Genomic DNA, 21,380 nt, shown 5'->3' with positions numbered 1-21,380 from the left:
TCGGCGCCGGCCGTGCGGCCGGGCTCACTTGTGCGGGATCTGGTTGACGGTGCCGCCGTCGATGACGAACTCCGAACCGGTGGCGTAGGAGGACTCGTCGCTGGCCAGGAAGACCACGAACGACGCGACGTCCTCGGGCACGCCGGGCCGGCCGAGCGGCACCGGGATCATGTCGTCGGGGATGCCCTCGGTGAGCGGCGTCCGGATCAGGCCGGGGTGCAGCGAGTTGACCCGGACGCCGTGCGGCGCCAGCTCCATCGCGACCGACTTGGTCAGGCCGCGCAGGCCCCACTTGGACGCCACGTAGCCGTGCGCCCAGGACGTGCCGCGCAGCCCCTCGATGGACGAGGTGTTGATGATCGACCCGCCGCCGGCCGCGATCAGCGCGTCCGCCGCCGCGCGGATGCCGAGGAACGGGCCGGTGAGGTTGATGTCGATGATCTTGCGCCACTTCTCCAGCTTGAAGTGGTTGATGGCGGCGCCGTTGGCGATCCCGGCGTTGTTGAACAGCACGTTCAGCCCGCCGAACTCGGTGACGGCGGTCCGCACGGCGGCGGTCCAGTCGTCGGGGCTGGTCACGTCGAGATGGACGTAGCGGGCGGCGCCGCCCAGCTCGTCCGCGACGGCCTTGCCCTCCTCGTCGAGGATGTCGCCGAGCACGACCTTCGCGCCCTCGGCCACCAGCGCCCGCGCGCTCGCGGCGCCGATGCCCCGCGCGCCGCCGCTGATCAGCGCGATCTTCCCGTCCACGCGTCCCATCGGATGTCCTCTCTCTCGTGTGCGTTGAGTTGTGGGGGGGGGGGGGGGGGGGGGGGGGGGGGGGCGCGCGCCCGCCTGGGGGGCGCTGTGGGGGGGGGGCGTCGTTACCCCCCCCCCCCCCCCCCCCCCCCCCCCCACAACTCAACGGGGCAGGGCCGCCGCGAAGACGCCGCGGGCGGTGTTGAACGGCAGGTCGAGCGGGGTTCGCAGGCCCGGCGGCGCCGCGACGACGTCGGGGATCGCATTGACGATGCGTCCGGCGCCCGCGGCGATCGCGGCGTGGTTGTGGTCGCCCTTGGCGCTGGTCGGGCACACGTCGACGCGGTAGGACGGCTCGCCGGTGATCTCGAGCCGGTAGGAGCCGCCGTCCTGCGCGGGCCGCGGCCAGTCGGGGCGCAGGTCGCCGCGCAGCCGGGTGGTGTGGTCGATGACCAGCACCTCCTTGCCGGCGGAGACGCCGGTGATCTGGAACCGCATCGCCGCGACGCCGCCCGCCGGGATGTGCCCGGCGGCCACGTCGAACGCCTCCGGCGCCGGTTCCCGCTCGTAAGACTCGGTGATGTCGTCGAGCTCGAAGCCGAAGCCGCGGGCCATCATCCGGAGGCTGACGCCCCAGGACGCCGCGAGGATCCCCGGCTCGAACATGCGCGGCAGGTCGTCCAGCGGGCGTCCGAAGCCCATGAAGTCGAACATGACCGGGCCGCCGTCGTAGGTCGCGTAGTCGGCGATCTCCGAGCAGCGCACCTGCTCCACCCGCTGGCAGGTGCTCGCGATCGCGAACGGCAGCAGGTCGTTGACCCAGCCGGGGTCGACGCCGCTGGCGAACAGGCTCGTCCCGCCGGCCTCGCAGGCCTTCTCGATCGGGTCGATCATCCGGTCGGGCAGCAGCCCCCACGGGTAGATCAGCGGCACCGGCGACGACGCGGCGACGTTGCTGCCCGACGCGAGGATCCTCTCGATGTCGGCGAGCGCCTCGCGCAGCCGGGTCTCCCCGATCGCGCAGTAGGTCGTGCAGTCCGGCCGCGCCGCCGCGAGGGCGGCGTCCAGGTCGCCGGTCGCGGTCACGCCGGTGACCGTGCCGAGTCCGGCGAGGTCCCCGGCGTCCCGCCCGACCTTGGCGGGGTCGGACACGACGAGGCCGGCGAGCTCGAAGCGGGGGTCCTCGATGAGCTGCGACAGGGCGATGCGGCCGACGTTGCCGGTCGCGACGTGCAGGACGCGGATGGCCATGGTGCTCCTCAGCCCTGCTTCCCGGCGGCCCGCGCGGCCTCCCGCGCGGCCTTGCGGGCCGCCTTGGCGATCGTCTCCTCGACGATCGAGTTGAGCCGCGCGCCGTTCGGCCAGCCCGCGTAGTGGCTGAGGAACACGACGATCTCGCGCAGCGCCTCGTCGTCGAACTCGCCGGCGGCGTACGCGGCGGGCACCTGGATGCCGAGGACGTCGGCGGCGCCCTGCCCGGCCAGCAGCCCGAACAGCAGCAGGCGCCGGTCCCGGTCGGACAGGCCGGGCCGCTGCCAGACGTCGCCGAACAGGTGGTCGGCGGTGTAGCGGAAGAAGTCGCCGGTCCCGTCGGCCATGTCGAACCCGTAGACCTGCTCCATCTTGCGCAGGCCGCGGGCCCGCGGCTCCGGGAGGTCGTCGAACTTCCCGGTCTTGTCGTCGCTCATCGCTGCTCCTCGGGAAAGCCCAGGCCGGGCGCGAGCCGCTCGCGCGCGATCCTGGCCATCGGTACCTCGACGCCGAGCTCGTCGGCCAGCGCGATCGCGAAGTCGAGGTCCTTCTCCGCGAGCTGCCTGAGGTGGCCGAAGGTGGTGAACCAGAACGACCCCGGCGCCATCTCGGCGGTCGTGTCGCGGTACATGATCGCTCCGGGGCCGCCGGTGAGCGCGTCGGTGTGCCGGACGACCTCGCCGAGCGCGACGATGTCGAGCCCGGCCGCCTCGGCCAGCCGCTGCGCCTCGGTGGCCGCGGTGAAGGCGGCGTAGTGCATCAGGTTGCGGGCGAGCTTGAACCTCGTGCCCGCGCCGATCGGCCCGGCGTGCACGACCTTCTTCGCCAGGACGTCCAGCACGGGGCGGACCGCGGCGAAGGCCTCCTCCGTCCCGCCGACCATGATGGCCAGCTCGCCGGTGCCCGCGCCCATCACGCCGCCCGACACGGGCGCGTCGACCAGCCGGACGCCCTTCCGCGCGGCGAGCTCCGCCAGCTCGGCGGGCGTCCCGGGGGCGACGGTCGAGTGGACCGCGACGGTGAGGCCGGCGGGGGCGGCGGCGAGCACCTCGTCCAGCACCGAGCGGACCTGCTCGTCGTTGTTGACCATGACGCACAGCACGTCGCTGCCGGCGGCGAGCGCGCCGGCGCCGCCGGCCGCCTTCGCTCCCGCCGCGACCAGCTCCTCGACCGGCGCGGCGGCCAGGTCGAACACGCCGAGGGCGAGCCCGGCCTCGCTCTGCTGCGCGGCCAGCCGGGTCGCCATCGGCTTGCCGATGTCGCCGAGCCCGACCCATCCGACGCGGACGATGTCGCTCATCGGTTTCCTCCTCGTCCCCGCCTAGCCATGGAGTGCTAGGCCGGTTCGGCCGTGGTCTTGGTCTCGAGGTACTCCTCGAACCCGGCCACGCCCATCTCGCGGCCGATGCCGGACTGCTTGTAGCCGCCGAACGGCGCGTCCGCGCCGAACCACAGCCCGCCGTTGACGCCGATGGTGCCGGTGCGGATCCGGGCCGCGACCGCCTTGGCCCGGTCCAGGTCGCCGGAGTCGACCGAGCCGGACAGCCCGTACGGCGACTCGTTGGCGATCCGGACGGCGTCGTCGTCGCCGTCGTGCGCGATGACGGTCAGCACCGGCCCGAAGATCTCCTCCTGGGCGACCCGCGCGGTGTTGTCCAGGCCGGCGATGACGGTCGGCTGGATCCAGAACCCGCCGGCGAGGTCGCCGTCCTGCTCGGCGACGCCGCCGCCGGTCGCGAACCGCCCGCCCTCCTCGGCGGCCAGGTCGAGGTAGGACTTCACGCGGTCGCGCTGAACGGCGGAGATGACGGGGCCGCAGATGGTGCCGGGGTCGGCGGGGTCCTTCGCGCCGAGCGAGCCCATCGTGGCGGCGGCGATCTCCACCGCCTCGTCGTAGCGCTCGCGGGGCACCACCAGGCGGGTGGTGATCGCGCAGCCCTGCCCGGCGTGCACGCACGCCGCGAACGCGGTGGTGCCGACGACGGCCTTGAGGTCCGCGTCGTCCAGCACGATCGCCGCGGACTTGCCGCCGAGTTCGAGGAACAGCCGCTTGAGGGTCGGCGCCGCGGCCGCCGCGATCGCCCGTCCGGTGGCGGTCGAACCGGTGAAGGACACCAGGTCGACGCGCGGATCGGTGGTCAGCAGCGCCGCCGCGCCGTTGTCGCGCGGCGTCACGACGTTGAACACGCCGGCCGGGACGTCGGTGCACTCGGCGAACAGCCGGCCCAGTTCGGCCGCCAGCCACGGGGTGTCGGGCGCCGGCTTGAGCACGACCGTGTTCCCGGCGGCGAGCGCGGGCCCGATCTTGGCGAGGTTGATCTGGTTGGGGAAGTTCCACGGCGTGATCGCGGCGACCACGCCGGCCGGCTCGCGGTGCACGGTGCGGCGCGACCGGATGCCCATCGTGGTGCCGACGCCGAGGTCGGTCTCCCACGCGTAGCCCTCGGCGAGGTCGATCGTCCACTTCAGGCTCTCGACCGGCGTGTCGAACTGGGGGCCGCTGACGAAGAACGCCGGCGCGCCGGCCTCGGCGGTGGTGAGCGCGCGCAACGCGTCGGCGTTGTCGAGCAGCGCCTGGTGGAACTGGCGCAGCACCCGGATCCGCAGCGCGCGGTCGGTCGCCCAGGCGGACTCGTCGAACGCGCGGCGGGCGGCGCCGATCGCGGCGTCGACGTCGGCGGCGGTGCTGCCCGGCGCGCGGCCGATCTCCTGCCCGGTCGCCGGGTTGAGGATCGGGTACGACGCGCCGCCACTCGCCGCGCCGAGCTCGCCGTCGACGTACTGCCGCGCCGGCGGACTCGTCGGAACGCGCTCGGTCATCGCGCCGCCTCCGGCGCGTCCTTCGGCGCCTGGGTGATGTGGTCGCCGCGCTCGACGGGCGGCGGCCACAGCGTCGAGGGCATCTCGTCGTAGTGGTAGTGGCCGGGGACGCCGTGGCCCGCGACCTTCATCCGCGCAAGCAGCGTCTCGGGCGCCTTGCCGGATTCGATGATCTGCATGAACGTGTGGACGGTCGACGGCATGTCGAACCAGTCCCGCTGCCAGGCGATCTTGATCTGGCCGGCGTCCGCCCCGGCGGCCTGCCGCTCCACGCCGAACCACGAGCCGCCGATGCCGAGGATCTCGTACTCCCCGCCGGTCGCGTCGTTCGTGATCCCGGACTTCTGCTTCCAGAACCCGACGATCATCGACTTCTTCTCGTCGATGACGGTGGCCTGGTAGTCGTAGTGCCAGCCGTCGAGGCCGTCCATCTCGATGCCGATCGCCCAGTCCCGGATCTGGTCGCGGCCGACCGCCATGAAGTGCTCGTCCGGGGCGTACATCCAGCCGTACGTCGCGTCCTCGGCGTACCACTCGGCCATCACCCGCCAGTCGCCGGTCCGCTCGGCCTCGCGGTTGACCGCCAGCCAGGAGTCCCAGAACCGCTCGATCTCGGCGCGGGTCAGCCCGCCCTCATCGCTCACGTCGTCCCCTCCTCTTCGATGGAAAGCGCGAAGGCCGGGCAGTACTTGACGGCCGTGGCCACGTCCTTGCGGCGGGACTCGTCCGGGTGCTCGTCGAGGACGACGACGACGTCCTCGTCCGCGTCGAACCCGAACACGTCGGGCGCCTCGCCCTGGCACAGCTGGTGCCCCTGGCAGATGGTGGTGTCGGCGACGACCCGCACCGCGCTCACCTCCCCGCCCGCCGCCGGTACCGGACCCGGCACGGCTGCTTGAGCTGGATGACCATCTTGGTGAAGTCGTCCTGGTAGGAGTCCAGGGGCTGGGCCGCCTCGAACGTGTAGTCGCGCAGGACGACGGAGAAGATCGCCTTCATCTGCATCATCGCGAACGCGTTGCCGACGCAGCGGTGCCGGCCGGCGCCGAACGGGATCCACGTCCAGCGGTTCTGCAGGTCCTCCTGCCGGGGGTCGATGTAGCGGCCCGGGTCGAAGTCCGCCGCCTTCGGGAAGTCCTCCTCGATCCGGTTGGAGACGCGCGGCGACGCCGCGAGCATCGTCCCCGCCGGGACCGTCCTGCCGAGCACCTCGAAGTCCGCGCGGACGAGCCGCATCAGGATGATCAGCGGCGGGTGCAGCCGGAGGGTCTCCTTCAGCGCCGACTCCAGCACCGGGATCGACCGCAGCGCCTGGAACGACACCTCGGTCCCGTCGGCGTAGAGCGCGTCCAGCTCGGCGACCACCTCGGCGAGCACGTCCGGGTGCCGCAGCAGCTCGATCATCGCCCAGGACGCGGTGCCGCTGGAGGTGTGGTGCCCGGCGAACATCATCGAGATGAAGATGCCGGTGATGTGGTCGGCGCTCATGTCCAGCGAGATCAGCACGTCGAGCAGGTCGCGCTGGTCGCGCGGCACCTTCCCGCGCTCCTTGCGGCGCTCGATGATGCCCTGCACCAGCCCGACCAGCTTCTCCCTGGCCGCGTCGCGCAGCCGGAAGCTGTCGATGTCGGCGTAGGGGTCGACGTAGGCGATCGCGTCGGTGCCGCGCTCCAGCTCGTGGTAGTGATCGGCGAACGAGGCGTCCAGCTCGTCGCGGAACGGCTTGCCGATCAGGCACGCGGACGTGGTGTAGATGGTCAGCTCGGCGAAGAAGTCGAGCAGGTCGATCTCGCCCTCCTCGCCCCAGCCGGCGACCATCCGGCGGATCTCCGCCTCGATCGTCCGCGCGTGCCCGCGCATCATGTCGCCGCGCAGCGCCTGGTTCTTCAGCATCTGCTGGCGCTCCTCCGGCGAGGCGTCGAACACCACGCCCTTGCCGAAGATCGGCGTCATGAACGGGTACGCGGCGGCCTGGTCGAGCTGCTCGTCCGGCGCCCGGAAGAACGCCTCGTTCGCCTCGGCGCCGCTGACCAGCACGACGTCCTTGTCGGCGAGCCGGAACCGGCCGACGTCCCCGCACTCGGCGCGGACGCGGTGGAACAGGCCGATCGGGTCGACCCGCATCTCCGGCAGGTGCCCGGTGCCCCGGATGATCTCCGGCACCTGCGGGCTCTGATCGTCGAGGACCGTGCTCACCTCGGGGATCGCGGCGAGCCGGTGCCTCTCGGCGGCGGTCATGGCTTCTCCTCCACGGGCGCTTCGGGATTGACGTCGAGCAGGCTCAGATGCACACCGCGCGGCGCGCCGACGATCGTCGCGATCGCGTCCGCGTGCGCCCTGGCCTTGAGGAAGTGGGGGTGGCGGGCGAGTCCGAAGCGGACCCACTGGTCGAGCACGAACGCTGCGTCCTCGGTGTCCCAGTCCGTGCCCATGCCGCTCCACGTCGGGCCGGGCCGGATGATCGAGGCCCGCACGCCGGTGCCCTCGAGTTCCATCTGCAGCGCGGTGACCATTCCCTCCAGGCCCCACTTGCCGGCGGAGTACGCCGACATGAACGGCCGGGGCCGGACCGCGACGTCGGACGAGACGAAGACGATGTCGCCGCGCCGCCGCTCGGCCATCGCGGGCACGAACGCCCGCGCGATCCGGTGCGCGCCGACGAGGTTCAGGTCGATCTCGCGGGCGAAGCGCTCGGAGCTGACTTCGATGGTCGCGCCGGGCGCCACCAGCGCGGCGTTGCTGACCACGACCTCGATGTCGCCGAGGTCGGCGGTCGCCTTCGCGGCGAACTCGGCCACGGACGCGTCGTCGGACACGTCGAGCGCGTGCGCGACCGCCTCGCCGCCGCCGGCGCGGATGGCCGCGGCGATCTCCTCCAGGACGCCGACCCGGCGCGCCCCGAGCGCCACCGGATGCCCCGCCGCGGCGAGCACTTTGGCCGTCTCCGCGCCGATGCCGGACGACGCACCGGTGATCACCGCGGGGCGGCGTTCGGGATGCCGGTACTTCTCGGACACCTTCAGTCCCTCCCAGGCCCTGCGCCTCAGCCCTTGCGCAGGGTGAAGCTCGTCGGCAGTTCGGCGAAGCCGCGCACGCTCGTGGAGTGCACGCGCACCGCCCGGTCGGCGTGCACCTCGACGTCCTCGACCCGCCTGACCAGCTCGTTCAGCACGACCCGGGTCTCCAGCCGGGCCAGGTTCGCGCCGAGGCAGAAGTGCTTGCCGGAGCCGAAGCTGAGGATCTGCCCGAGCTCGGCCTTCGGCCGGTGGACGTCGTAGACGGTCGGATCGGTGAAGACGCGCTCGTCGCGGTTGGCCGAGCCGAGCAGGACCAGCGCCTTCGACCCGGCCGGGATCGTCGTGCCGTGCATCCGCACGTCCTCGACGACGTAGCGGGCGAGCATCTGGCTGGAGGTGTCGTGCCGCAGCGTCTCCTCGATCCACGGCGTCACCAGCGCCTCGGGGTCGCCGGGGTCCGCGAGCACCTCCGCCTTCTGGTCCGGATGCGCGGACAGGTGGAACAGCGCGTTGCCGAGCAGCTTGGTGGTGGTCTCGTTGCCGGCGACCACCATGAGGAACAGGAACGCGATGATCTCGCCGTCGGTGAGCCGGTCGCCGTCGATCTCGGCGACGGTGAGCGCCGCGGTGAGGTCCCTCGCCGGCTCGGCCGCGGCCCGGCGCTCCTTCACCATCGCCGCGTAGTAGGTGATCAGCTCGCCGGCCGCCGCCATGCCGGCCGGCGGGACGTCGCGGACGCCGTCCTCGCGGTGCACGACCAGGTCGGCGAGGCGCCGGACCTCCGTCCGGTCGACCTCCGGCACGCCCATCATCTCCGAGATGACGTCCATCGGGAGCTTCCCGGCGAAGTCCCCGATCCAGTCGGCCTCGCCGTGCTCGGCGTTCACCGCGAAGGTCCGTTCGAGGTAGTGGTCGGTGAGCCGCTGGATCTGCGGCTGCAGCTCCTTGACCCGGCGCGGCGTGAACGCGGCGGACACCAGCCGGCGCAGCCGGGTCTGCCGCTGCCCGTCGAGGGCGAGGAAACTCATCACCCGGTGCGCCTCGGGGCTCCACGCGCTCGCGTCGAGGGAGACGCCCATCCGGTTGGAGAACGTCGCGTCGTCGCGGAGCACGTCGAACACGTCGGCGTGGCGGGAGATCACCCACAGGTCGTCCCGCTCGGCGTGGAAGACGGGCGCCTCGTCGCGCAGGCGCTGGTAGAGCGGGTACGGGTCCTCGTGGAAGTCGTAGTCGTAGGGATCGAAGGCCAGGGGTCCGGCCGTCGCGTCAGCCGAAGCGCTCATTCGTTGCCCCTCATGATCACTTCCACGGCCGAGGCGAGCCGGTCGGCGATCTGGTCGTAGGTCAGCAGGCCCATGCCGGCCTGCAGCAGCGCGCCGGTGAAGGTGAGGACCAGCACCTCGAGCACGGCGGCATCGGCCGGTTCCCCCGGCCGCCGCTCACCCGGCCGCCGCTCACCCGGCCGCCGCTCTTCCGGCCGCCGGCCGGTGAGGGCCGTCTCGAACCGGGCGTAGAACTCCCCGCCGATGCGCCGCCGCAGCCGCGCGACGTCGGGGTCGCCGCCGAGCAGCGCCGGCGTCACCGCCGCCGCCAGCTCCGGTTCCGCGACGATCCGGGCGGTCAGCGCCCGGACGGTCGCCTGCAGGCGCTCGGTGGCGCGGGCCCCGGCCGGCGCTGCGCCGCCGTCCCCGCCGAGGTGCCGCCAGAACAGCTCCGCGAAGAGGTGGTTCTTGGACGACAGGTAGGTGTAGGCGGTCGCCGGGGAGACGCCCGCCCGCTGCGCCACCGTCCGGATCGTCAGCACCTCGTGGCCGACGGCGCGCAACTCCGCGAGCCCGGCGGCCATCAGGTTCTCCACCGTCTCGGCCTGCCGGGCGTTGAGCCCCTGCCGCAGCGCGGGACTGGTCACCTGACTGGACATGTGTCCACCGTAATGCGGGCCGGAGATCGCCGCAATAGCCGGATCCGCATCGACTTCTCCTTTTCCGGGCGGCGGGCCGATCCTCCGGCAACGCGTTCGGACAGCTGTCCAGTCACTATTCCAGTGAGCCTAGAACACGTTCTACTATGACGCCATGCGCAACGGCATCGTGCTCTTCACCTCCGACCGCGGCATCACGCCGGCAGCCCTCGCGAAGGCCGCGGAGGAGCGCGGCTTCGACACCTTCTACGTGCCCGAGCACACCCACATCCCGGTGCGCCGCGACGCGCTGCACCCCACCGGCGGCGAGGACCTGCCCGACGACCGTTACATGCGCACCCTCGACCCGTGGGTGTCGCTCGCGACCGCCGCCGCCGTGACCGGCCGGATCGGCCTCGCGACCGCCGTCTCGCTGCCGGTGGAGTCCGACCCGATCACCCTCGCCAAGACCCTCGCCACCCTCGACCACCTGTCCGGCGGCCGGCTGACCATCGGCGCGGGCTTCGGCTGGAACACCGACGAGCTGGCCGACCACCACGTCCCCGGCGACCGGCGGCGCACCGCCCTGAAGGAGTACCTCGAGGCCATGCGCGCCCTGTGGACCGAGGAGGAGGCGTCCTACGACGGCGAGTTCGTGTCGTTCGGGCCGAGCTGGGCCTACCCCAAGCCCCCGCAGGGCCGCATCCCGGTGATCATCGGCGCCGGCGGCGGCCCGAAGACCATGCGGTGGATCGCGCGCCACGCCGACGGCTGGATGACCACCCCGATCGAGACCGGCATCGCCGAGAAGGCCGCCCTGCTGCGCAAGGAGTGGGCGGGCGCGGGCCGCGCCGGCGAGCCCGACGTGCGGATCCTCGTCGCCAAGCGGCCCACCCCGGACGACCTCGCCGAATGGGCCGCCGCCGGCGCCTCCGAACTGATCTGGGGCGTCCCGGACGCCGACGAGGCCACGGTGCTCAAGCACCTGGACAAGACGGCCGCCCGGCTCGCGGGCTGACGACGAGAACACATTTCACCTTCGAGGAGATCGCAGATGACGCACCCCCGCGCGATTCCGCCCGGCCGATACGCCGCCCTGTCCCGGGAGGAACTCGCGGTCACCGTCCCCGAGCTGCTCCTGATCGGCCAGCTGATCGACCGTTCCGGAATGGCGTGGTGCATCTCCGCGTTCGGGCGGGAGGAGATGGCGCGCATCGCGATCGAGGAGTGGGCCGCCGCGAGCCCCATCTACACCCGGCGGATGCAGGACGCCCTCGGCTACGCCCCCGAGGTCCCCGGGAAGGGCGACGTCCCGACGATCTTCAAGGGCCTGCAACTCGACATCGGCGCCCCGCCCCAGTTCATGGACTTCCGCTACACCGTCCACGACCGGTGGCACGGCGAGTTCCACCTCGACCACTGCGGCGCGCTGATGGACGTCGAGCCGATGGGCGAGGCCTACGTCCGCTCCATGTGCCACGACATCGAGGACCCCACCTTCGACGCGACCGCCGTCGCCACCAACCCGAAGGCCCAGGTCCGCCCGATCCACCGGCCGCCGCGCTCGCCCGCCGACCGGCACCCGCACTGCGCCTGGACCGTGGTCATCGACGAGTCCCACCCCGACGCGCGGGGCATCCCCCTCCTCGCCGACAACGAGCGGTCCCGCGCCGCGACCCTCGAACTCGCGCCCATCGACCCGTCCGACGACGGCCTCGCCGACTACACCGGCCCCCTCCTGTCCGACCTCGACTTCGCCGCCTTCTCCCGCTCCGCGCTCGCCCGGATCGCCGACGAGGTGTGCCTGCAGATGCATCTGCTCAACCGGGCCTTCACCCTCGCCGTGGCCCAGCGCGCCGACGCGGACGGCCTGCTCCGGATCCGCCGCAGGCAGCTCGTCGGCATCGCCGGCATCGCCGCCGAGCGCCTCGCCCGCGCCCTCGGCCTGCCGGCCACCCCGCAGGGCGCGGCCCGCCTCCTCGCCGTCCACCCGCTGCTGAACCCCGCGGCCTACGTCGACGCCTCTGTCGACGGCGCGACCGTCAGCGTCCGCCCGTCGCCCGCGCACGAGGACGGCGCCTGGATCTCCCTGTGCGGCCCCGGCTGGACGGCCGCGCTCCAAGCCGTCGTCCGCGCCGCGGACCCCTGCCTCGACACCGAGGTCACCGGCACCGGCCAGGACTGGCGGCTCACCGTCGTCCGCCGCGACCGGCCCGCCCCCGAGCCCGACGAGGTGTCCGTCGTCCGGTTCAGCACCGGCTCCGCCTTCGCCTTCGAGCCCCGCCGCTCCCTCCCGATCACCCCTGTCTGGCGCGCGGGACGCCGCCGACCTGGTTAAGGCGGTTTGTTCAGAGTTCCAGGACCAGGCGCGGGCCTCGGGCGCGGGAGACGCAGATCATCATGAATCCGCCGTCCGCGCGCTCGTCGTCGGTGAGCACGGAGTCGCGGTGGTCCGGTTCGCCGTCCAGGACGGGCGTCTCGCACGTTCCGCACGTCCCCTCGCGGCACGACGACAGGACCGCGACGCCCGCCTCCTCGACCGTCTCCAGAATCGACCGCCCGGGCTCGACCTTCAGCGTCCGGCCGCTGAGCGCCAGCTCGACCTCGAACCCCTCGGCGGGCCCGGTGACGGGCTTCGGCGAGAAGCGCTCGGTGCGCAGCGCGCCCCGGACGCAGCGCTCCTCGACCGCCGCGAGCATCGGCTCGGGCCCGCAGCAGTAGACGAGCGTGCCCTCCCCCAGCCCGGACAGCGCGGCGTCGAGGTCGGGCAGGCCGGACTCGTCCTGCGGACGCACCTCGACCCGCTCCCCATAGCGGTCCAGCTCGTCGAGGAACGCCATCGCGGTGCGCCGCCGCCCTCCGTACAGGAGCCGCCAGTCCGCGCCCGCCGCATCCGCCGCCGCCACCATCGGCAGGATCGGCGTGATGCCGATGCCTCCCGCGAGGAACAGGTAGCCGGGCGCGTCCTCCAGAGCGAAGTGGTTCCGTGGACCGCGCGCAACGAGCTTGTCGCCGACGTTCAGGCCCTCGTGGACGAACGTCGAGCCCGGCCCTTCCTTCAGCACGCCGAGCCGCCACGTCCGATCGTCGGCCGGATCGCCGCACAGCGAGTACTGCCGCACGAGCCCGTCAGGCAGCACCACGTCGATGTGCGCCCCGGGCCGCCAGGAGGGCAGCACGCCTCCGTCGGCGGCGCCCAGCGTCAACCCGACGACGCCCTCCGCCAGGTCCGTCCGTTCCCGGACGACGACCTCGGTCTCGACGGCGCTCTGCTCGGTCACGTGCCCCCCTCGCGGTTCGTGGTCGCCCCGACCATCGCCGCTCCCGCCACCGCACGGCACCCCCGCTTCCGCCGAACGGAAGACCTCCCGGCCCCGCCGCCATCCGTGCGCGCCGGCTTGTGCGGTCCGGGCGTCTCGGCGACGGTTCCGCGTGGAGGACGCGTTTCGCCGCCACCGGCGGCGCTCTCGGTGCGCCCGGCGGAGCGGACTCGCCGGTGAGACGAGTTGTTAGGCTCCTTTCACGCTGGGTTCGTGGGAAGGGGGACGGATGGACGTGCTGGAGCGGCTCCGGGAGATCTGCATGCGCATGCCGGAGGCGACCGAGAAGCCGTTCGGGGGTCACACATCGCCTTCCTTCCGTGTTCGCGACAAGCTGTTCGTGATGACCAGCGAGGACGGGTCGTCCATGATGTTCAAGGCGGGCCCGGGGGTGCAGGAGGCGCTGGTCGCGGAGGGCCCGGAGCGGTTCTTCGTCCCGAAGTACGTCGGCGCCAAGGGATGGGTCGGCGCCCGTCTGGACGTCGAGCAGGACTGGGACGAGCTCGCGGAGCTCATCGAGGACAGCTACCGCCTGATCGCCCCCAAACGCCTCTCCGCCCTGCTGGACTGAGCCCCGCAGCCCCTGCCACCCTTACGCCCCGCGGATCCGCTGCCGGCGAAGGTCAGCGGGGGCGGCGGGAGAAGGATGCCAGGCGGGCGGCGATCCGCGCGGCGGTGCGGCGGGCGATGACCGCGTCGTGCGGGAGGAGGCTGGAGAGGGCGGCGGCTCGGGTGGTGAGGGACGTGCCGGTGCCGGGCGCGAAATGGACGCCGGGCCGACGGGGACGGCCGGGCCGCCGGCGGTCCGCCTCCAGGTGATGCCGAATCCGTTCATGCCACCGATGATGCCGACCCCGCCGGCGCCCCGTAAGGGGCGCGCGAAAATGTGGATAACCTCCTGTCAGCGCAGCTCAAAGCCGTTTTCCGGCGAGGAGAACCGCGGTGAGGACGGCTCCGCAGAACGCGACGGCGGCCGCGGTGGCGAAGAGGGCGTCGAGCCCGTCGGTGAACACCCGGTGCCCGCTCAGGAGCGCCCCGTACACCGCGATCCCCACGGCGGAGCCGACCTGCATGACGGTGTTGTTGACGCCGGACGCCATGCCGAGCCGGGACCGGTCCGCGACGTCCACGGCCAGGCCGCCGAGGGTCGGCAGCGCGATCCCGCACGCGAGGCCGGCCAGCGCCATGCCGGGGGCCAGGTGGGTCCAGGACGAGCCGGGCCCCAGCCCGCGCATGAGCAGCATCGCGAGGCCGAGGAGCGCCAGCGAGCCCGCGACGAGCGGTCCCTTGGGGAGGCGGTCCATGACGGCGCCGGCGATCGGCCCGGCGACGAGGATGGGGACGACGAGGGGCAGGAAGCACAGCCCGGTCTCGAGCGCGGAGAGGCCGAGCTGATCCTGGAACCACAGTGACACGTAGACGAGCAGGGCGAACACGCTCGCCTGGACGGTGAACGACCCGATCTGCGTGCCGCTGAACGCGCGGTCCCGGAAGAGCGGGAGGTCGAGCATCGGGTCGGGCAGGCGGCTCTCCACGGCGAGGAACGCCGCGAACGCGACCGCCGAAGCGCCGAGGACGAGCCCGGTCCGGGCGCTCCCCCATCCGTGGTCCTCGACCCGCAGCAGACCGAAGACCAGGAGGGAGAGGGAGACGGCGAGCAGGCACGGCCCGGTGAGGTCGATGCGCCGCCGTTCGGGCTGCGTCTCCTCGCGCGGCAGCGATCGGGCGCCCATGGCGAGGGTGACGGCGCCGACCGGCGCGTTCACCAGGAAGACCCACCGCCAGCCGAGCGCTGAGACGAGCGCGCCGCCGACGACGGGGCCGAGGACGACGGCGAGCCCGGCGGCGGTGCCGCGGACGCCGAACGCGACGCCGCGGGCCCGTCCCGTGTAGCACTGCGCGATGAGCGCGAGGGTGGTCGCGAACATGAGCGCGCCCGCGAGTCCCTGGACGGCGCGGGCGGCGATGAGGGCCGCGGCGGTGGGCGCCAGGCCGCAGGCCACGGACGCCGCGGCGAACAGGGCGACGCCCGCGAGGAAGGAGCGGCGCCGTCCCCTGCGGTCGGCGAACGCTCCGGCGGTGAACTGGGAGGCGGCCATCGCCATCGTGTACGCGTTCATGACCCATTGCAGGTCGCCGAGGCCTGCGTGCAGGTCATGGCTCATGTCCGGGAGTGCGACGGTCACCACGGTCGCGTCCAGCATGAGCATGAAGACGGCGGCGACGATCGCGGCGAGAGGCCACCACCCGGCGCTCCGGTCCTGGTGGCCGGCGATCTCGGCGGCCGGTCTCTGATCGACCATGCGACTCCTTCCCTAGCACTGCTAGAGGAAATCTAGCAGTGCTAGGGACAGCCTTGCACTGCTAGATTGGCGCCATGGAGATGCTCTGATGGCCGGCCCCGGCCACGGCTTCGCGCGCGGGGAGGAGACGTCCGCCGCGCCGCGGCTGGACCGCGCGGAGATCGTGCGGGCGGCCCTGCGGCTGCTGGACGAGGAGGGGTTCGACGCGTTCAGCATGCGCCGGCTCGCGACGGCGCTCGACATCAAGTCGCCGTCGCTGTACTGGCACGTCCGCGGCAAGGACGAGCTGTTCGACCTGCTCGTCGACACCGTCGTCGGCAAGTGCCCGCTGCCGGACGGCGACGGCGGGAGGCCCTGGGACGAGCGGCTCATCGAGATCGGCCTCGGCCTCCGCCGCGTCCTGCTGGCGCACCCGGCGGCGACGCGCCTGCTGCCGGGGCGGCCGCCGTTCGGCCCCAACGGGCTGCGCCTCGCCGACCATGTGATCGGCATGCTGCGCCGCGCCGGCTTCGACGACCGCATGGCGGGCTACGGGTACCTGCTGCTGATGTTCTACGTGACGGGGTTCGCCGTCCAGGAGATCGCGTTCGGCAAGGGGCCGGACAACGGGGACCGGCTGGCGGAGGTGTCCCGGTACCTGGAGGGCCTGCCCGCCGAGCGCTTCCCCGACCTGGTGGCGGTCGCGGGCGAGCTGCTCGCCCCGCGCCTCACCGACCGCTTCGAGTTCGGCCTGCGCAGCCTCGTGGACGGCCTGGAGGGCAAGCGCCGCCCGGATTGACGGCCGGCACCACCGGCATGGGGGTCAGAGCGCCGCGTCGGGGCGCATCGCGATGGCGGACGCGGCGGCCCAGGCGCCGATGCGGTGGATGAGGTCCGGGGTCGCGGCGACCTCCGCGTGCCCGAAGCCCGGTTCGATCCACAGTTCCTTCGGGTCCCCCGCGGCGTCGTACAGCTGCCGCCCGTGCTCGGTGGGGAAGAACGCGTCGGCGTCCCCGTGGACGATCAGCAGCGGCACGGGGGCGATGCGCGCGGCGACCTCGTGCGGTGCCTCCGGGACGGGGTCCCAGCCCTTCGCGGCGATGCGCGTCCCGCGCGCGAGGCGGACGGCAAGGCGCCCGAGGGGCCGTTCGATGACCCAGTGGACGCGGCGCATGGGGACGGTGTCGCGGTAGTACCAGCGGGCGGGCGCGCTGACCGAGACGACGGCGTCGACGGCGCCGTGCAGCGCGGCGTGCCGGATGGCGACGGCGCCGCCGAGCGAGAAGCCCGCAACGGCGACGCGCCGGTATCCCCGGGCGCGCGCCGCGGCGACCGCGGCCTGCACGTCGAGGACCTCCAGGTCGCCGACCGTGGAGCGCCCGCCGGACCGCCCGTGACCGCGCAGGTCCAGGGCGAGGACGCCGCCGTGGCGGTGGAGCACCGCGCCGATGCGGCGCAGCGCGGGCTGCCGCCACGAGCAGGTGAAGCCGTGCGCGAGCACGAAGCAGAGGTCGCCGTCGCCGCCGAGGTGTCCCGCGTCGATCCGCACACCGTCGGCGGCCTGAAGCGTCAATGGCTCCGGAGTCACCACCCCTCCATGATCGGTCATCGCGCTCCGGCCGCCCACCCCGCCCCCGGTGACGGATGCGGCGGGTGGGGCTGAACGTGCGGGCGGGTGGGTAGGTAGCCGGTGTGTCGGGGGCGCTGGTGGAGCCACGGGCTCGCGGGTCGGAGTGGCCGGTATGGGCGGCGAAGAGCGCGCGCTGCGCCTGACGGCGCGCGAGGAGCCGCGGCGAGCGCCGCAGGGACGGGCGAACGAGCGCCCGCCGGACGACCGGGCGGGCGATCGCGGTCCGGAGCGCCGGGCGAACGGGCCGCGGGCCCGCGAGGTGTCGCGTTCGCGTACCGGGCGTTCGCCGCGCCGCGGCGCCGGTGAGTACGCGCTGCGCTCGATGCTGTCCTCGGCGTGGGCTCACGACCGGGCGGCGGACTGGCTGGAGGACCTGGCGGCCGTCGATCCCGAGGAGGCCCTCGCGCATCTGGAGTCGGCCGAGCGGCACCGCCGGTGGGCCGACGCTGACCGGGACCTGGCGGAGCGCTACGGGACCCGGCACCAGGATCCGGACGGTTTGTGACGCCCGCCGCGGGATGCGAGGCTGGGAACGGCGGTCATGGGGGACCGCAGGCGAAGGATGGGGAGATGACCGTCGATCCGGATGCGCTCGGGACGACGCGCCGCTCGCTGCACGGTGTCGCGGAGCTGCTGCTCGCCGGCCCGCAGCACCGCGAGAGCGGGACGATCCGGCTGCGCGTGGCGGAGGGCGGGTTCGGGACCGTCCGGGCGCCGCGGCTGCGGGTGGCGGGCGCCGAGCTGGTCGCGGGCGGCAGGGCCATCCCGCTGGACGGCACGACGTGCCTGGAGCTGGCCGCGGCGGCGGGGATCGAGGCGGGCGCGCCGCAGGGCGTCTACAAGGACGGCAGCGGGGTCGGACCGGACGAGACGCTCGGCGTCGACGCGGGCGCCGCCGCCCACATCGCGGAGTGCTTCGCCCGGGGCCACGAGGCCCTGGTCCGGTTCGCGCCGGGGGCCGCACCCGTGCTGTGGCCCGAGCACTTCGACCTGGCCCTCACGCTGGACGAGGTCAACTACGGCGTCTCCCCCGGCGACGGCTTCCTCGGCGAGCCGTACGCGTACGCGGGGCCCTGGGAGCCCAGGCAGGGGGCGTTCTGGAACGCCCCGTTCGGCGCGGCGCGGCCCGTCCGGCTCCTGCCCGGCGCGACGGCGCTGCACGACTTCTTCATGGAGGCGCGGGACCGGGCCGCCCGCGACCCCGCCCGGCGCCCTTGATCACGTTCTGTGCGACGATCGGGACGGACGCAGACCAGGGAGGTCCTTGTGCGCATCGGCGTTTCCCTCGGTGAGCGCGGCGGTCCCGACGCGCTCGGCAAGCTGGCCGACGACGTGCGGCGCGCCGCCGACGACGGCTTCGCCTCGGCGTGGATGTCGAACATCTTCGGCGTGGACGCGCTGACCGCGCTCGCGGTGGCGGGAAGCCGGGTGCCGGGCATCGAGCTGGGCACCGCCGTGGTGCCGACATATCCGCGGCACCCGGCCGCGCTGGCCCAGCAGGCGCGGACGGTGGCGCTCGCCCTCGGCGAAGGGCGGCTGACCCTCGGCATCGGCCTGTCGCACAAGGTCGTCATCGAGGACATGTACGGGTACGACTTCGGACGACCCCTGCGGCACATGGACGAGTACCTTTCGGTACTGCTGCCTCTGCTGGACCATCAGACCGCCTCGTTCGCCGGGGAGACCCTGCGCGGCCAGATCGGGTTGACCGTCCCGGACGAGGGCCGGGTCCCGGTGCTGCTCGCGGCGCTCGGCCCCAAGATGCTGAAGCTCGCGGCCGAGCGCACCGACGGGACCGTCCTGTGGATGACGGGTCCCGCCACCGTCCGCGACCACATCGCGCCGACCATCACCGCGGCGGCCGAGGCGGCGGGACGTCCCGCTCCCCGGATCGTCTGCGTCCTGCCGGTGTGCGTCACCGGCGACCCGGGGCGGGCGCGCGAACGCGCGGCGCAGGCGTTCGAGGTGTACGGGACGCTGCCGTCCTACCGGGCGATGATGGACCGGGAGGGCGCCGAAGGCCCCGCCGACCTCGCCATCGTCGGCGACGAGGACGCGGTCGGCGCGCGGCTGGAGGAGCTGGCCGAAGCGGGGGTCACCGACTTCGTGGCGGGCGAGTTCATGCCGGGCGAGGACCGGACCCGCACCCGGGCGTTGCTGAGGTCGCTCGCCGGTTGACCGGCCCGCGCCGGGCCCGTCCGGCGGCGCGTCAGGACGAGATGAGCTCGTAGAGGTTGCCGCTGGAGTCGGAGAAGTACAGGCCGCGGGCGCCGAGCGGATGGGCGGTGTCGATGCGGCCGTTGTCAGGGTGGGCGGGCTGGTCCCCGTAGGGGATCTCGCGGGCGTCGAGGCGGTCGACGACCGCGTCGAACGTGGCGGCGTCCACGTCGAAGGCCAGATGGTGGCCCTGCGGGAACGCGACGGTCATGAAGTCGAGGGTGAGGCCGCCGTTGACCTTGATCGGGACGAAGTGGCGGGCGTGCGGGTGGGGCCCGGTGTAGTCCAGGCCCATGACGGCGGCGAAGAAGCGCGCGGCCTCGTCGTTGTCGGCGGCGGTGACGATGGTGTGGTTGAGCGTGATGGTCATTCGGGGCTCCCTTCGGGGGTCGTGCCGGTGAGCGCGCCGTGCAGGAAGACGTCCAGGTACTCCTCGAGCGAGGGCGCCGGGGTCTCGGGGCCCGTGGGCGGGCGGCTCCAGGTGAAGACCAGGCCCATGAACATCCCGGCGGTCTCCTCGACCGGCAGCCGGAGGCGGTCGCGGTCGGGCTCGAACAGCTCGGCGAGCGCGCCCCGCGTGCGGGCCATGGCGGACGCGCGGTCGATCGCGGCGTCGGCCGCCTCGCCGCCGCCGTGCGAGCCGCGGCCGCGGCGTCCGGTGGCGTGCAGGGCGCCGAGGACCATGCCCATGCGGCCGAGGTAGGCCTGGATCGCCGCGGTGGCCTCGGCGAGCCGGCCGGCCAGCGGCTGGTCGAGCGGGATCTCCTGGATCTCGGCGAGGACGTGGTCGGTGCGCAGCGCCTCGGTGACGCAGGCGTCGAGGAGCTCGTCCTTGTCGGCGAACACGCGGAAGATCGTCGCCTCGCCGATGCCGGCGGCGCGGGCGATCTGGCCGGTGGTGACGGTGCTGCCGTGCTCGGCGACGAGCGGCAGGGCGGTCCGGACGATCATTTCGCGGCGCTGCTCGGGGCTCATCCCGGGGGCGCGCCGGCGGCTCTTGGCCTCCATGCCGGCCACTGTACGGAGTGAGGTCTCACTCCGTCAATGGCGGAGTGAGGTTTCACTCCGGTCCCCGAGCGAAACCGGATAAGGCGGCTGATAACGTTGCACTTCAAGCGCGCCCTGGAGCGAAGTCCGGTGCGAACCCGGCGCTGTCCCGCAACTGTGGTGCCCCTGTCGAAGAGGCCGAGCCAGGTCGCCTCCGCGCGCGCCGACGACTCTCGACCTCGTGGAAGGGCGATCCGTCATGACGGGCCGCGGCTTCCCGGCAGCCAGGAGGCTCCTGTGAGACCCGTGCGCGTCCTCGGCGCGGCCATCGTGACCGCCGCCGTGACGCTCGCCGCCGGATGCGGCGGCGACGGCGAGACCAAGTCCTCGGACGGCGGCGCGCAGACCGTCACCGTCCAGGCCGGCAACGGCGCGGTGGCCGTCCCGGCCCACCCGAAGCGGATCGTGTCGCTGTCCCCCACGCACACCGAGACCCTGTTCGCCATCGGCGCCGGCTCCCAGGTCGTCGCCGTGGACAGCCTCTCGGACTACCCGGCCGGCGCCCCCCGGACGCAGCTGTCGGCCTTCAAGCCGAACGCCGAGGCCGTCGTCAAGTACCGGCCCGACCTCGTCGTGCTGTCCAACGACATGGACGGCATCGTCAAGGCACTGGAGAAGGTCAAGGTCCCGGTGCTGCTCGAACCGGCCGCCGCCAAGCTCGACGACGCCTACGACGAGATCACCGACCTGGGGCTCGCCACCGGCCACGCGGCGGAGGCCGAGAAGGTCACCGACGGGATGCGCGCCGACATCCAGAAGACGGTCGCCGCGTCCACCAAGGGCAAGGGCCTCACCTACTACCACGAGCTGGACAACCAGCTGCACACCGTGACGTCCCAGACGTTCGCCGGGCAGGTGTACGGCCTGTTCGGGCTGCGCAATGTCGCGGACGCGGCGGACAAGGCCAGCGGCGGCTACCCGCAGCTCTCCCGCGAGTACCTCGTCAAGAAGGACCCGGACCTGATCTTCCTCGCGGACACCAAGTGCTGCGGCCAGAACGCCGCCGCGCTCGCCAAGCGGCCGGGCTTCAACGACCTCAAGGCCGTCAAGGACGGCGGCGTCGTGCCGCTGGACGACGACCTCGCCTCCCGCTGGGGCCCGCGCCTGCCGCAGTTCGTGAAGGCCATCGGCGACGCGGTGCAGAAGACGCGTTGACCG

Annotated in this window: 24 protein-coding genes; 8 read left to right on the top strand and 16 right to left on the bottom strand. The window is 73.3% G+C overall.

Going from position 1 to position 21,380, the window contains the following annotated elements:
- Positions 1-24 precede the first annotated feature (24 nt).
- From F8568_RS04320 to F8568_RS04270, 11 genes are all read right to left on the bottom strand, one after another.
- Complete coding sequence (locus F8568_RS04320; protein WP_151591600.1) at positions 25-759, bottom strand: glucose 1-dehydrogenase; 735 nt, start codon at positions 757-759, stop codon at positions 25-27.
- 141 nt (positions 760-900) lie between these two features.
- Positions 901-1,989 (bottom strand): NAD(P)H-dependent amine dehydrogenase family protein, encoded by a 1,089-nt coding sequence (locus F8568_RS04315; protein ID WP_151591598.1) that lies wholly within the window; start codon positions 1,987-1,989, stop codon positions 901-903.
- An 8-nt stretch (positions 1,990-1,997) separates the two neighbouring features.
- Positions 1,998-2,426 (bottom strand): carboxymuconolactone decarboxylase family protein, encoded by a 429-nt coding sequence (locus F8568_RS04310; RefSeq protein ID WP_151591596.1) that lies wholly within the window; start codon positions 2,424-2,426, stop codon positions 1,998-2,000.
- Positions 2,423-3,289, bottom strand: a complete 867-nt coding sequence (locus F8568_RS04305; protein ID WP_151591594.1) for an NAD(P)-dependent oxidoreductase — start codon at positions 3,287-3,289, stop codon at positions 2,423-2,425. The genes F8568_RS04310 and F8568_RS04305 overlap by 4 nt, the downstream gene beginning before the upstream one ends.
- 35 nt (positions 3,290-3,324) lie before the next feature.
- Positions 3,325-4,809, bottom strand: a complete 1,485-nt coding sequence (locus tag F8568_RS04300; protein ID WP_151591592.1) for an aldehyde dehydrogenase — start codon at positions 4,807-4,809, stop codon at positions 3,325-3,327.
- Positions 4,806-5,453 (bottom strand): nuclear transport factor 2 family protein, encoded by a 648-nt coding sequence (locus F8568_RS04295; protein WP_202124490.1) that lies wholly within the window; start codon positions 5,451-5,453, stop codon positions 4,806-4,808. The genes F8568_RS04300 and F8568_RS04295 overlap by 4 nt, the downstream gene beginning before the upstream one ends.
- Positions 5,450-5,665 carry a ferredoxin gene (locus tag F8568_RS04290; protein WP_202124489.1) on the bottom strand — a complete coding sequence of 72 codons (216 nt, stop codon included), beginning with the start codon at positions 5,663-5,665 and terminating at the stop codon, positions 5,450-5,452. Before F8568_RS04290 ends, F8568_RS04295 begins: the two co-directional genes overlap by 4 nt.
- Positions 5,662-7,047 carry a cytochrome P450 gene (locus F8568_RS04285; protein WP_151591590.1) on the bottom strand — a complete coding sequence of 462 codons (1,386 nt, stop codon included), beginning with the start codon at positions 7,045-7,047 and terminating at the stop codon, positions 5,662-5,664. Before F8568_RS04285 ends, F8568_RS04290 begins: the two co-directional genes overlap by 4 nt.
- Positions 7,044-7,826: an SDR family oxidoreductase gene (locus F8568_RS04280; protein ID WP_151591588.1), complete on the bottom strand. Its 783-nt coding sequence runs from the start codon at positions 7,824-7,826 to the stop codon at positions 7,044-7,046. The genes F8568_RS04285 and F8568_RS04280 overlap by 4 nt, the downstream gene beginning before the upstream one ends.
- 26 nt (positions 7,827-7,852) lie before the next feature.
- Positions 7,853-9,109 carry a cytochrome P450 gene (locus tag F8568_RS04275; RefSeq protein WP_151591586.1) on the bottom strand — a complete coding sequence of 419 codons (1,257 nt, stop codon included), beginning with the start codon at positions 9,107-9,109 and terminating at the stop codon, positions 7,853-7,855.
- Positions 9,106-9,747 carry a TetR/AcrR family transcriptional regulator gene (locus F8568_RS04270; protein ID WP_151591584.1) on the bottom strand — a complete coding sequence of 214 codons (642 nt, stop codon included), beginning with the start codon at positions 9,745-9,747 and terminating at the stop codon, positions 9,106-9,108. Before F8568_RS04270 ends, F8568_RS04275 begins: the two co-directional genes overlap by 4 nt.
- Positions 9,748-9,901: 154 nt before the next feature.
- On the opposite strand from F8568_RS04270, the gene F8568_RS04265 reads away from it, so the two are divergent.
- Both F8568_RS04265 and F8568_RS04260 read left to right on the top strand, forming a co-directional pair.
- Positions 9,902-10,744 carry an LLM class F420-dependent oxidoreductase gene (locus F8568_RS04265; RefSeq protein ID WP_151591582.1) on the top strand — a complete coding sequence of 281 codons (843 nt, stop codon included), beginning with the start codon at positions 9,902-9,904 and terminating at the stop codon, positions 10,742-10,744.
- Positions 10,745-10,780: 36 nt separating this feature from the next.
- Entirely contained in the window at positions 10,781-12,064 is a 1,284-nt protein-coding gene (locus F8568_RS04260; protein WP_151591580.1) for a hypothetical protein, read from the top strand.
- A gap of 10 nt (positions 12,065-12,074) precedes the next feature.
- On the opposite strand, the gene F8568_RS04255 is transcribed toward F8568_RS04260, so the two are convergent.
- Entirely contained in the window at positions 12,075-13,007 is a 933-nt protein-coding gene (locus F8568_RS04255) for a PDR/VanB family oxidoreductase (protein WP_151591578.1), read from the bottom strand.
- A gap of 268 nt (positions 13,008-13,275) precedes the next feature.
- Here F8568_RS04255 and F8568_RS04250 point away from each other — a divergent pair, with 268 nt between their 5' ends.
- Positions 13,276-13,617: an MmcQ/YjbR family DNA-binding protein gene (locus F8568_RS04250; RefSeq protein WP_151591576.1), complete on the top strand. Its 342-nt coding sequence runs from the start codon at positions 13,276-13,278 to the stop codon at positions 13,615-13,617.
- Between the two features lie 340 nt (positions 13,618-13,957).
- Here the strand turns inward: F8568_RS04250 and F8568_RS04245 are convergent, their stop codons facing one another.
- Positions 13,958-15,349: an MFS transporter gene (locus F8568_RS04245; protein WP_151591574.1), complete on the bottom strand. Its 1,392-nt coding sequence runs from the start codon at positions 15,347-15,349 to the stop codon at positions 13,958-13,960.
- Between the two features lie 88 nt (positions 15,350-15,437).
- Here F8568_RS04245 and F8568_RS04240 point away from each other — a divergent pair, with 88 nt between their 5' ends.
- Positions 15,438-16,127 carry a TetR/AcrR family transcriptional regulator C-terminal domain-containing protein gene (locus F8568_RS04240; RefSeq protein WP_151591572.1) on the top strand — a complete coding sequence of 230 codons (690 nt, stop codon included), beginning with the start codon at positions 15,438-15,440 and terminating at the stop codon, positions 16,125-16,127.
- 24 nt (positions 16,128-16,151) lie between these two features.
- On the opposite strand, the gene F8568_RS04235 is transcribed toward F8568_RS04240, so the two are convergent.
- Positions 16,152-16,919: an alpha/beta hydrolase gene (locus tag F8568_RS04235; RefSeq protein ID WP_328600716.1), complete on the bottom strand. Its 768-nt coding sequence runs from the start codon at positions 16,917-16,919 to the stop codon at positions 16,152-16,154.
- A gap of 151 nt (positions 16,920-17,070) precedes the next feature.
- Here F8568_RS04235 and F8568_RS04230 point away from each other — a divergent pair, with 151 nt between their 5' ends.
- From F8568_RS04230 to F8568_RS04220, 3 genes are all read left to right on the top strand, one after another.
- Entirely contained in the window at positions 17,071-17,463 is a 393-nt protein-coding gene (locus F8568_RS04230) for a hypothetical protein (protein WP_160573494.1), read from the top strand.
- A gap of 65 nt (positions 17,464-17,528) precedes the next feature.
- Positions 17,529-18,176: a hypothetical protein gene (locus F8568_RS04225; protein ID WP_151591568.1), complete on the top strand. Its 648-nt coding sequence runs from the start codon at positions 17,529-17,531 to the stop codon at positions 18,174-18,176.
- Positions 18,177-18,224: 48 nt separating this feature from the next.
- A complete protein-coding gene (locus tag F8568_RS04220) occupies positions 18,225-19,136 on the top strand; it encodes an LLM class F420-dependent oxidoreductase (RefSeq protein WP_151591566.1) in 912 nt (303 codons plus the stop codon).
- 31 nt (positions 19,137-19,167) lie between these two features.
- Here the strand turns inward: F8568_RS04220 and F8568_RS04215 are convergent, their stop codons facing one another.
- Together F8568_RS04215 and F8568_RS04210 are read right to left on the bottom strand one after the other, a co-directional pair.
- Positions 19,168-19,545, bottom strand: a complete 378-nt coding sequence (locus F8568_RS04215; RefSeq protein ID WP_151591564.1) for a VOC family protein — start codon at positions 19,543-19,545, stop codon at positions 19,168-19,170.
- A complete protein-coding gene (locus tag F8568_RS04210; protein WP_236008386.1) occupies positions 19,542-20,183 on the bottom strand; it encodes a TetR/AcrR family transcriptional regulator in 642 nt (213 codons plus the stop codon). The genes F8568_RS04215 and F8568_RS04210 overlap by 4 nt, the downstream gene beginning before the upstream one ends.
- Before the next feature lie 276 nt (positions 20,184-20,459).
- Here F8568_RS04210 and F8568_RS04205 point away from each other — a divergent pair, with 276 nt between their 5' ends.
- On the top strand, positions 20,460-21,377 hold the full coding sequence (locus F8568_RS04205; protein WP_151591562.1) for an ABC transporter substrate-binding protein: 918 nt from the start codon (positions 20,460-20,462) through the stop codon (positions 21,375-21,377).
- Positions 21,378-21,380 lie beyond the last annotated feature (3 nt).

Origin of the sequence: Actinomadura physcomitrii (genome assembly GCF_008923205.2) — a bacterium.
In the GTDB taxonomy this organism is placed as follows: Bacteria; Actinomycetota; Actinomycetes; order Streptosporangiales; family Streptosporangiaceae; genus Spirillospora; species Spirillospora physcomitrii.
This window is presented reverse-complemented; position numbering and strand designations above follow the sequence as displayed.

Excerpts from the sequence above, each read along its gene's own strand:
- F8568_RS04260 (WP_151591580.1), top strand. The coding sequence starts at position 10,781 with ATGACGCACCCCCGCGCGATTCCGCCCGGCCGATACGCCGCCCTGTCC.
- F8568_RS04240 (WP_151591572.1), top strand. The coding sequence starts at position 15,438 with ATGGCCGGCCCCGGCCACGGCTTCGCGCGCGGGGAGGAGACGTCCGCC.
- F8568_RS04265 (WP_151591582.1), top strand. The coding sequence starts at position 9,902 with ATGCGCAACGGCATCGTGCTCTTCACCTCCGACCGCGGCATCACGCCG.
- F8568_RS04245 (WP_151591574.1), bottom strand. The coding sequence starts at position 15,349 with ATGGTCGATCAGAGACCGGCCGCCGAGATCGCCGGCCACCAGGACCGG.
- F8568_RS04230 (WP_160573494.1), top strand. The coding sequence starts at position 17,071 with ATGGGCGGCGAAGAGCGCGCGCTGCGCCTGACGGCGCGCGAGGAGCCG.
- F8568_RS04270 (WP_151591584.1), bottom strand. The coding sequence starts at position 9,747 with ATGTCCAGTCAGGTGACCAGTCCCGCGCTGCGGCAGGGGCTCAACGCC.
- F8568_RS04305 (WP_151591594.1), bottom strand. The coding sequence starts at position 3,289 with ATGAGCGACATCGTCCGCGTCGGATGGGTCGGGCTCGGCGACATCGGC.
- F8568_RS04320 (WP_151591600.1), bottom strand. The coding sequence starts at position 759 with ATGGGACGCGTGGACGGGAAGATCGCGCTGATCAGCGGCGGCGCGCGG.
- F8568_RS04210 (WP_236008386.1), bottom strand. The coding sequence starts at position 20,183 with ATGGAGGCCAAGAGCCGCCGGCGCGCCCCCGGGATGAGCCCCGAGCAG.
- F8568_RS04215 (WP_151591564.1), bottom strand. The coding sequence starts at position 19,545 with ATGACCATCACGCTCAACCACACCATCGTCACCGCCGCCGACAACGAC.
- F8568_RS04225 (WP_151591568.1), top strand. The coding sequence starts at position 17,529 with ATGACCGTCGATCCGGATGCGCTCGGGACGACGCGCCGCTCGCTGCAC.
- F8568_RS04300 (WP_151591592.1), bottom strand. The coding sequence starts at position 4,809 with ATGACCGAGCGCGTTCCGACGAGTCCGCCGGCGCGGCAGTACGTCGAC.
- F8568_RS04275 (WP_151591586.1), bottom strand. The coding sequence starts at position 9,109 with ATGAGCGCTTCGGCTGACGCGACGGCCGGACCCCTGGCCTTCGATCCC.
- F8568_RS04315 (WP_151591598.1), bottom strand. The coding sequence starts at position 1,989 with ATGGCCATCCGCGTCCTGCACGTCGCGACCGGCAACGTCGGCCGCATC.
- F8568_RS04285 (WP_151591590.1), bottom strand. The coding sequence starts at position 7,047 with ATGACCGCCGCCGAGAGGCACCGGCTCGCCGCGATCCCCGAGGTGAGC.
- F8568_RS04310 (WP_151591596.1), bottom strand. The coding sequence starts at position 2,426 with ATGAGCGACGACAAGACCGGGAAGTTCGACGACCTCCCGGAGCCGCGG.
- F8568_RS04250 (WP_151591576.1), top strand. The coding sequence starts at position 13,276 with ATGGACGTGCTGGAGCGGCTCCGGGAGATCTGCATGCGCATGCCGGAG.